The organism is Nguyenibacter vanlangensis (assembly GCF_013376155.1).
GTDB classification, from domain to species: Bacteria; Pseudomonadota; Alphaproteobacteria; order Acetobacterales; family Acetobacteraceae; genus Gluconacetobacter; species Gluconacetobacter vanlangensis.
On the sequence record NZ_JABXXP010000082.1, the window covers coordinates 1 to 8,575 of the forward strand.

10 protein-coding genes are annotated in these 8,575 nt (G+C 62.6%); 3 read left to right on the forward strand and 7 right to left on the reverse strand.

From position 1 onward, the window contains the following. Nucleotides 1–204: ATP-binding protein (locus HUK84_RS06740; RefSeq protein WP_176639597.1), on the forward strand; the 204-nt coding region annotated here is incomplete at its 5' end. 141 nt (nucleotides 205–345) lie between these two features. Next, the gene (locus HUK84_RS06745) at nucleotides 346–834 is read left to right on the forward strand and encodes an RrF2 family transcriptional regulator (protein ID WP_176639598.1); all 489 of its coding nucleotides are present in this window, start codon (nucleotides 346–348) and stop codon (nucleotides 832–834) included. On the opposite strand, the gene HUK84_RS06750 is transcribed toward HUK84_RS06745, so the two are convergent. The 5 genes from HUK84_RS06750 to HUK84_RS06770 form a co-directional block, all read right to left on the reverse strand. Continuing rightward, complete coding sequence (locus HUK84_RS06750; protein WP_176639599.1) at nucleotides 790–1,845, reverse strand: mechanosensitive ion channel family protein; 1,056 nt, start codon at nucleotides 1,843–1,845, stop codon at nucleotides 790–792. The genes HUK84_RS06745 and HUK84_RS06750 overlap by 45 nt on opposite strands. Before the next feature lie 74 nt (nucleotides 1,846–1,919). Continuing rightward, nucleotides 1,920–2,351 carry a cupin domain-containing protein gene (locus HUK84_RS06755; RefSeq protein WP_246285480.1) on the reverse strand — a complete coding sequence of 144 codons (432 nt, stop codon included), beginning with the start codon at nucleotides 2,349–2,351 and terminating at the stop codon, nucleotides 1,920–1,922. 54 nt (nucleotides 2,352–2,405) lie between these two features. Beyond that, nucleotides 2,406–3,158 (reverse strand): SDR family oxidoreductase, encoded by a 753-nt coding sequence (locus HUK84_RS06760; RefSeq protein ID WP_176639600.1) that lies wholly within the window; start codon nucleotides 3,156–3,158, stop codon nucleotides 2,406–2,408. Nucleotides 3,159–3,217: 59 nt separating this feature from the next. Then, entirely contained in the window at nucleotides 3,218–4,135 is a 918-nt protein-coding gene (locus tag HUK84_RS06765; RefSeq protein ID WP_176639601.1) for an MBL fold metallo-hydrolase, read from the reverse strand. A 277-nt stretch (nucleotides 4,136–4,412) separates the two neighbouring features. Beyond that, nucleotides 4,413–4,892 carry a carboxymuconolactone decarboxylase family protein gene (locus HUK84_RS06770; RefSeq protein WP_176639602.1) on the reverse strand — a complete coding sequence of 160 codons (480 nt, stop codon included), beginning with the start codon at nucleotides 4,890–4,892 and terminating at the stop codon, nucleotides 4,413–4,415. 126 nt (nucleotides 4,893–5,018) lie between these two features. On the opposite strand from HUK84_RS06770, the gene HUK84_RS06775 reads away from it, so the two are divergent. Then, the gene (locus HUK84_RS06775) at nucleotides 5,019–5,972 is read left to right on the forward strand and encodes a LysR family transcriptional regulator (RefSeq protein WP_176639603.1); all 954 of its coding nucleotides are present in this window, start codon (nucleotides 5,019–5,021) and stop codon (nucleotides 5,970–5,972) included. Here the strand turns inward: HUK84_RS06775 and HUK84_RS06780 are convergent. Further along, nucleotides 5,962–6,963: a hypothetical protein gene (locus HUK84_RS06780; protein WP_176639604.1), complete on the reverse strand. Its 1,002-nt coding sequence runs from the start codon at nucleotides 6,961–6,963 to the stop codon at nucleotides 5,962–5,964. The two genes, HUK84_RS06775 and HUK84_RS06780, sit on opposite strands and share 11 nt — an antisense overlap. A 256-nt stretch (nucleotides 6,964–7,219) precedes the next feature. Further along, on the reverse strand, nucleotides 7,220–8,575 hold a 1,356-nt coding region (locus HUK84_RS06785; RefSeq protein WP_176639605.1), incomplete at its 5' end, for an efflux transporter outer membrane subunit.

Genomic DNA, 8,575 nt, shown 5'->3' on the forward strand with positions numbered 1-8,575 from the left:
GTGACGATCGGCATCCGCGACAGCGGCGCGGGCGTGGCCCCGGCGGAGGCGGCACTGATCTTCCGGCCGTTCTTCTCGCTGCGCGAGGGCGGCACCGGGATCGGGCTGAGCCTGGCGCGGCAGATCGTGCAGGACCACGGCGGCAGCCTGGTGCTGGCGCCGCAGGAGGAGGATGCGGGAGCAACCTTCCTGATCCGGATCTGAGCCCGTCCAGGATTGTGCGCTGGCGGCGGCCCGACGCCGTGCGTCTCGATTCGAAGCCTCTCCCGTCGTTTACTCCTGCCCAAAAAGGGGATAATTTTTATCCTTAATGCCTGCCGGGATGTGTGACCGCGGAACAAATTGATGATCCTGAAAAGCCAAGTCGAATGGGCGCTGCATTGTTGTGCCATTCTTGCCGGTCTCCCCGAAGGGCGCTATCTGTCGACCAAGGCGCTGGCGGAATTTCACGGACTTCCCAAAGAGTATCTGTCCAAGGCGCTACAGAGCCTGTCTCAAGCAGGACTCGTCCATACGACCCTTGGTCCGTCCGGCGGATACCGTCTCGCACGATCACCGGCGGAACTGACCTTTCTCGACGTCGTGGAGGCCGTGGAAGGGAAGGCGCGGACCTTCGTCTGCAACAACATCCGTGCTAACAATCCCTGCCGCCCGACGGATCATTGTGACAGCAGCCCTTGCGCCATCGCGCGCATCATGTGGGAGGCGGATGAAGCCTGGCGCCAAAAATTGCGCGGCGTCACGCTGTCGGATCTCGGTCACATCCTGTCGCAGGAGGTCTCTCCCGCACTATGGAAGAACAGTTTTGAGTGGGTCCTGGACCGGGCGGGATAAGCGCGCTGCAGCACTCGGAACGGAAGACTCGCGGCTGGTTGCCACCGGCATGTAAACGAGGCTTTCAGCGGGCATCGCCAGCAAAAGACCGCTCGCTCCGCATTGGTCATGGATGATGTCGATGATCTCGTTCTTGGCGGACATCCCCATGGCGAGACTGGCTACACGGAACTGCAGCTCCGCTTCGATTGCGATCGCGTCGATGCTTTTCAGGGCAACGGCCGGCAGCGGGTCCTTTACGATCCGGGTACTCGCTTGCAGCACGGACCGCATGGCGTCCTCGACGAAGCGCGGCTTTTGCCCGGCGGCGAAGCGCACGGTCAGCGTGATCTGATGCGTCTCGTCGGGGCGGCTGAGACTGGTCAGGCCTTGCCTTGCGAGCATGCTGTTCGGCAGCACGGCGATGTTGTTCGCACCGGTCAGCAGATTGGTCGAGCGCCAGTTGGTCTCGGTGACGCGGCCTGCGGTACCGTCGCTCAACTGGACCCAGTCGCCGATCGCATAAGCCTTGCCAAGAGTCAGCGCGATGCCGGAAAAGACGTCGCCGAGCGTATTCTGTAACGCCAGGCCCAGGATTATGGCTGCGACGCCCGAAGTCGTCACCAGGGTGGCGATCGGCATCCCGAATACGAAACCCATCACCGACAGCGCCACGCCGAGATAGATAACGGCGACGGCCATGTCCAAGATGAGGTGTGCTTCCTGCGGCTTGCGGTTGAATCTGACGTAGATGTGAAGGAAGCCGACGATCGTCCATGCGAAATGGGTCCACCACAGGATCCTGGCCGATTTGGAGAGCAGCGCAGCAAAACCCTGCGTGTAGAGACCGTCGGGCCGATGCGGCGCGATGCCGCCCATATAGAGCACGAGGCTCATGCCGGCGAAGAACAGGATCTGGACGGTCAGGCGGCCTGTCGGGCGGTTTCTGCCCTGCATGTGCCACACGACGATACCGGCGATCCCCAGACTATCGATCAGAGCAAGCGACAGGGCGTGGTCGTCACCAAACATGGCGGGGATTCACCGATAAGGGTTGGTCGCGTCGGAGAGTGGCCACGCGCGGGTCGCATACCCGGCCCGCTCACCTATCTCCTGAGTGGGAATGTCAATTCCTTCTGGGTTGTGTCGACCACGAAGACGGCGAGCAACTTCGCCGGTTTCGTCCTGCTGGCGTTTTCGCTGACGCCATGGCGATCGCCCGGCAGTTCCGAAAAGCTTTCGCCGGCCCTGTAGATCGTGACCGGTCCGTCATTGACCTGGCTGCGGATCGCGCCTTCCAGAACGATCGCGTAGATGAAGGCGGATTTCGGATGCGTGTGGCCTTCCGAGAAACCGCCTGGAGCATATTCGACGAGCACGCCCCTGATGCTCTTGCCGGGCACATTCGGCAGCACGTGGTCATAGACCAGCGTAACTTTCGCGCCTTCGCCGCCGCCGGGCGCGTCGTTCGCCAGGGCCGATCCCAACAGGAGCACCGCCAATGCCGCGGCGAAAGCGAGTGACTTGATCATGTCCATCATTCTTTCATGGATTTGGACGCCGCGCCGCCGACGGACGGCGCGCGCAATGGGTCATGTTCCGGATGCCGTAGCGAACCATTGATCGAAGCTGATGCGGCCGACGAGGAAATCGTCGGCGGGGACAAGCGAGTCGTCTTCCAGTATCGTCCCGAAATACCGAGCTTGCGGATCGGCGACGATGGTGCGCGCGTCACCGATCACCTTGAGGTACCGGCCGACGAAATCGCAGAGGCGGGCACGCTCGGGGCCGGAGATCTCGATTACGCCGTCGGCCGGCGCGGCAAGGGCCGCCTCGGCCACGAAATCCGCGACATCATCGGAGGCGATCGGCTGCAGGCAGGCTGTCGACAGGTGGAGTACACCGTCGACGGCACCCGCCTGGGCGATGCGGCCCAGGAATTCCAGGAACTGGGTGGAACGCACGATCGTGTAGGGAATGCCCGCTTCCCTGATGATCTTTTCCTGGGCGACCTTGGCGCGCATATAGCCGCTTTCCGGCAGCCGATCGGCGCCGACGATGGACAGCGCGACGTGATGCTTCACGCCAGCCTCCTTCTCCGCCGCGATCAGGTTCCGGCCCGACATCTGGAAGAATTCGAGCACGGCCCTGTCCTCGAAGGAGGGCGAGTTCGCCAGGTCGATCACCATTTCAACCCCCCTGAGCACATTCGCCAAGCCCGCGCCGGTAAAGGTATCGACGCCGGTGCTCGGTGCGGCGGCGATCACCTCATGGCCCTGCTTGCGCAGGCGCTCGGCAGCCTTCGAACCGACCAGGCCGGTTCCACCGATAATAACGATTTTCATGGAATATCTCCAACCGCGCCGCTTTCGGGCGCATCTCGTTCGTTGGGTCCCCGGAGCCGTCAATAGTCCCAGAAGGCCGGCACCCAACGAAAGGCGTCGCCAGCGAACGCTACACGGCCGATGGACGGGAAGGGCATATGGGTGGCCACCATCTGCCCGCCGGTCTCCGCCAGTTCCCGCAACAACCGGATCCGAACGCGGACTGCCTCCTCCGGATCATGTTCGAAGCCGTTGTGCCAGTCGGGATGGTCGAACCCGACCGGGAACACGGCGTCGCCGGCGAATATCAGCCTGTCGCCTTCGGATGCCAGGCGGACCACGCTATGTCCGGGGGTGTGGCCGCCGGTGCGGTGGACGACCACCCCCGGCGCGATCTCGTGCTCTTCCTCGAACAGCCGCAGATGATCGCGGTACTGGTCCAGGAACGTTCTGGCGGCTGCCCGAAGCGCGTCCGGGAACCCTTGCGGCATGGAGGTGTGGGAGAAATCGGGTGCTTTCCAGAACTCGACCTCGGCGGCGGCAACGTGAATTCGCAGGTCCGGACGCAGTCGGCCCTTCACCCCGTCGACAAGCAGCCCGCCAACATGGTCCATATGCATGTGGGTCAGCACCACGTCGGTTACGGCGCCGAGATCGATGCCGGCTGCTGCCAGCCGCAGGGCCAGTTGCCCGGCCCGCGGCAAGGCCAGATCCGGGTCCATCCCGAGCCCGGCGTCGACGAGGATGGTCTGCCCGCCGCTACGCACCACGACCGCGTTCAGAGGCCAGTCGAAAGCATCCGGCGGCAGAAACATGCGGTTCATCCATTCCGCCCGGACGGCCGGGTCGGCGTTGTACGCCAGCATAGCGGTTGGCAGTGGCAGCACCCCGTCGCTGACCACCAGCACGTCGATCGTGCCGACGCGCAGCGCGTAACGCGACGGAACCGGTTCGCCCAGTCCCGGTCCGCCGGGGCGTGGAGGGGTATCCAGGGTCATATTTGTCTCCTGCCGGTCATTGAATGTCATGAGATGTCTTCCTGCGCCGCCCACAGGGCGGGCGGCTGAGAGCGGATCATGGATCAGACGGAATCGCCTGATCGTGTGAAGATGCTCGCCATAACAATGGCTAGTGTCATGCCCGAGAAATTCTTATGAGAATTTCCCGGATCAGCAGGCCACTAAAAATATTGATTCTCTGTCCTTTCGATTCCGAAATTCGCTTGCGAATTCCGGAATCAGGGCACTGGAGTCATATCCGTGAACGGACATGACTTCAGCCGAGCCCAGCCTTGTCGAGACCGTAGGTCCTGTCGGCCGAGCCGGGCACAGTCCTGAAGGCGACGCCCGCACGGTTCCAGGCATTGATGACCATGAGCGAGACGGTCAGGTCAGAGATTTCTTTCTCGGACAACTGGCCGCGCACCCGCTCGTAGAGTTCGTCGGAAATACCGCCTTCCGGCAGCTTCGTCACCGCTTCGGTCCAGGCAAGGGCCGCGCGTTCACGCGGGAGGAACAGGTTCGATTCACGCCAGATGGCGATGTGATAAAGCCTGAGTTCGCTCTCGCCATGGATCTTGGCTTCCTTGACATGCATGTCGAGACAGAATGCGCAGCCATTGATCTGTGAGGCACGGATCTGCACGAGATCGTGGATTTTCTGTTCAATGGCGCTGTTCTTCAGGGCCATGCTGAGGTCCAGGAACCGCTTGAAAAGTTCCGGCGATTGCTGGGCGTAGTTCAGTCGCTGCGTCACGGCTTTCTCCCTATCAAGGATATTTTATATCCTCGTGGATAATTAATATCCTTAATACCTGGACGGTAAAGCCCTTCCTGCCTAAACTGCGGACATAAGCCTTATGTCGAGAAATAGGGAGTGGGAATGGACATCGTCTGTGCGCTGCGGACATTCCTGAGAGTCGTCGAGACCGGTTCCTTCTCGGCCGCCGCCGTGGATCTCCGATTGACGCAGCCTGCTGTTTCCCGGCAGGTTTCTGCTCTGGAGGCCCATTTCGGCATGCGCCTTCTGCATCGCTCGACCACCGCATTGGCGTTGACGGCCGAAGGCGAGCAGATGATTCCGATGGCGCGCAAGGTGATCGAGGCGGTGGAGGCGCTCGGCGAGTCCGCCGGTTCGACGGGAACTGCATCGGGCAAGGTTCGGCTCTCGGTGCCCGCGCCGCTGGGGCTCTATATGAGCGACCGGCTCGCAATCCTTCTTGACCAGTACCCGGACCTTTCGGTCGAATTGCTGTTTCGCGAAGAACCGTCCGATCTGGTCGAAGACGGCATCGATTTCGAAGTTCGTCTCGGCCCCGTTGCCGACTGTAGCCTGGTGTGCCGCAGGATCGGCTGGACCACCGCCTTTCTGGTCGCCGCGCCGGCCTATCTGGAAAAACGAAGCCAGCCCCGAACGCTTGAAGATCTGAGCCGCCATGACTGCATCTGCTACAGACGCGGTGGCGACGGCCGTTCATGGCTGTTTTCCAATGGGGACGATGAAATCGCCGTGCGGATCGCGCCGCGTCTCGTTGTCAACAATGCCGTCGCCGTCCATCGCGCGGTACTTGCAGGCACGGGGATCGCGATCCTCTCCCACATTCTCGCCATCCCCGATATCGAGGCCGGACGGCTGGTCAATCTGATGCCCGATTTCCCACCGGCCCGCCTGCCGATCAACCTGATCTACGCGTCCCGGCGCAACATGCCGCTTCGCGTGAGAACCCTTATCGAGTATCTCGTCGCGGCGATGCGGGAAGACCCGCTCATGGCTTCTTCTTCGGCTTTGGCCGGCAAGGATGGCGAAAAAATCGTCACTGGTCCGTTCATGGTCTGACCCCGCACATGCCGGCGATGATGGCTGTCGCGACAAGAGCGCTGACGGAGACGCCTGTGGTCCATAAGCGGTTCGCGATCGGTTGGGAGACGCCGTGTGCAATCACGACGATACGGAATCCCGAGACGAGATGTGCGAGCATGAAAAACACGCCCAGCGCATAGTGCGGCAGCAGGCGGATATTCCAGGCGTCATGGATGAGACCCGTGGGCGCGCCTGTTGCGAATGCCCAGTCCGTGGGGATTCCAAGAACGGTACGCGCGTAAATGAAGACGGAATTCATGTGCCCGAGCAGAAATACTGACAGGTAGAAGCCCGAGGCGACCTGAATCAGGCGCTGGAAATCCGCCGGCACGACGATACTTTCGTGCCAGGCCACGTAAAGTCCGCTGCCGACCTGAAAAAACAGGGCCAGCACGAGCGCCGGTTCGATATAGGGTGCGCGATAGACCTTGCGGCCCAGATCCATGACTGCGGCGTATGCTTCCGGGCCGATCAGTCCAAAGACATGATTGGCGATATGAAAGAGAGCATAGAAGAGAATGATCGCACCGGTGACGCCATGTGCGACGCGCCAACGTGCGAGATCGGGTTTCCGTCGCGTGCCCTGAAGGCGGCCCCGGGTGGTTTCCATATACGCCGCGGCGCTAAGCCAGATCAGACACCAGACAAGCGCGTCAGGAAGCGGACTTCCCGCCAACGTCTGGACCACGCCCAGGAAGACATACAATGTCGGGGCCGCGACGCTGGCATAGGCCAGCCTTCGCGCGCCGACGCCTTGCCCCGGTATCGCCGCACAGACGATTCCCAGCGCCGGTACGATAAGCATGGTGATCAGGAACATTGCGGCGCCAGCGCGCTGCGGCATCGTGGCGTGGGCGGCTGGCGGCCCTGCGAAATGATGAAATGCTTGCACGAGAAACGGGTACATGCCGGCTGCCACCGCCGGCAGGAACCGGATCAAGCGCGTGCCCCGGCAGGACTGCGTCATGGCTCTCTCTGCAAAATAAAGGATATTCGTTATCCTTTCGGATAATTAATTGGATAATAAATATCCTTTATTTTCGGACGATAAAGCTCTTCCAGCATAAATTGCGGACATAAGGCATATGCCGGGAAATAAGGGGCGGAAACGGACATTGTTTTCGGCCGCCGCAATGGCGTCGGCGGCCGAAGGCGAAATCTTCAAACGTTTGAAATTTTTTGGTTCTTTTTTGAAACAGAAGAATGCCCTCCCGTCCTCGCGACTAGAGAATATGATCACCCAGCTTGAAGGGCCGGGCCGGCACGGTGCCGGGCCAGCCGCCGCCGAGGGCTTTATACAGGGTCACGGTGTTCGACAGGTCCTGCAGCCGGGTCGTGATGCCGCCCAGTTGCGCGGCATAGAGCGTGCGCTGGGCGGTCAGGGTGGCCAGGTAGGTATCGTAGCCGGCTTCGAACCGGTCGAGCGCCAGCGTGTATTGCCGTCCGTTGGAGGCGATCAGCGCGTCCTGGGCGGCAAGCTGCTGCAGATAGGTGCCGCGGCCGGCCAGGGCGTCCGCGACCTCGCGGAACGCGGTCTGGATCGTCTTCTCGTAGCGGGCGATGTCTTCCGTCTTCCGGGCGTGGGCCATGTGCAACTGCGCGGTCAGGCGCCCGGCGTCGAACAGCGGCATGGTGATCTGCGGCGCGACGTTCCAGGCCCCCATGCCGCTCTCGAACAGGCGGGTGATGTTGTTGCTGGCCGTGCCGCCCGACGCGGTGATCTGGATTTTGGGGAAGAACTCCGCGCGGGCGGCGCCGATATCGTCATTGGCGGCGCGCAGTGCCGCCTCGGCCGCCAGGATGTCCGGGCGGCGGCCGATCAGGTCGGACGGCAATCCGGCCGGAATGGCGGGAAAGGGCACCACACCGGCCAGGGTGGTCTTGGCCTCCAGCGCCCCGCGCAGACCGTCCGGCAGCGGGGCGCCGACCAGCAGCTCCAACTGGTTCAGCGCCTGGGCGCGCTGGCGGGTATAAAGTTGCAGATCGGTTTCGGCCTCATGCACCGCGGAGTCCGCCTGCGCCACGTCCAACTGGGTGCCGGTGCCGACCTGCGCGGTATGCCGGATCAGCGCGTCGGTATGGCGCCAGTTCTCCAGGATCTGCTGCGTCATCCGCACGGTCTGGTTGTCGGCCACCCAGGCCAGCATGGCCGAGGCCACGGCGGCGGTCAGGCTGATCTGCAGGGCCTGGTGGTCGAGGGCCGAGCCCATCGCCCGGTCGAAGGCGGCGCGCGAGGCGCTGCGTACCCGTCCCCACAGATCGACCTCATAGGCCGAGATGCCGAATCCCACGGCATATTGGCGCATGTAGAACGGGCCCGAGGTCTGCGACAGGCTCCAGATCCGCGAATATTGCTTCTGGACATTGGCGCCGGCGGTGCCGTCCAGGGTGGGGAACAGGGACGCGCTCTCGATGTCGAACTGCGCGCTGGCGGCCTCGGCCTGCTGGCGGGCGATGCGCAGGTCGCGGTTATTGTCCAGCGTCAGCGCGATCAGCGCCCGCATGACCGGGTCGCGGTAGAATTGCCGCCAATCGGCGGACCAGTCGGCGGGCTGGGCGTCGCCGCCGGGAGATGCGGC

Excerpts from the sequence above, each read along its gene's own strand:
- HUK84_RS06745 (WP_176639598.1), top strand. The coding sequence starts at position 346 with ATGATCCTGAAAAGCCAAGTCGAATGGGCGCTGCATTGTTGTGCCATT.
- HUK84_RS06750 (WP_176639599.1), bottom strand. The coding sequence starts at position 1,845 with ATGTTTGGTGACGACCACGCCCTGTCGCTTGCTCTGATCGATAGTCTG.
- HUK84_RS06755 (WP_246285480.1), bottom strand. The coding sequence starts at position 2,351 with ATGGACATGATCAAGTCACTCGCTTTCGCCGCGGCATTGGCGGTGCTC.
- HUK84_RS06760 (WP_176639600.1), bottom strand. The coding sequence starts at position 3,158 with ATGAAAATCGTTATTATCGGTGGAACCGGCCTGGTCGGTTCGAAGGCT.
- HUK84_RS06765 (WP_176639601.1), bottom strand. The coding sequence starts at position 4,135 with ATGACCCTGGATACCCCTCCACGCCCCGGCGGACCGGGACTGGGCGAA.
- HUK84_RS06775 (WP_176639603.1), top strand. The coding sequence starts at position 5,019 with ATGGACATCGTCTGTGCGCTGCGGACATTCCTGAGAGTCGTCGAGACC.
- HUK84_RS06780 (WP_176639604.1), bottom strand. The coding sequence starts at position 6,963 with ATGACGCAGTCCTGCCGGGGCACGCGCTTGATCCGGTTCCTGCCGGCG.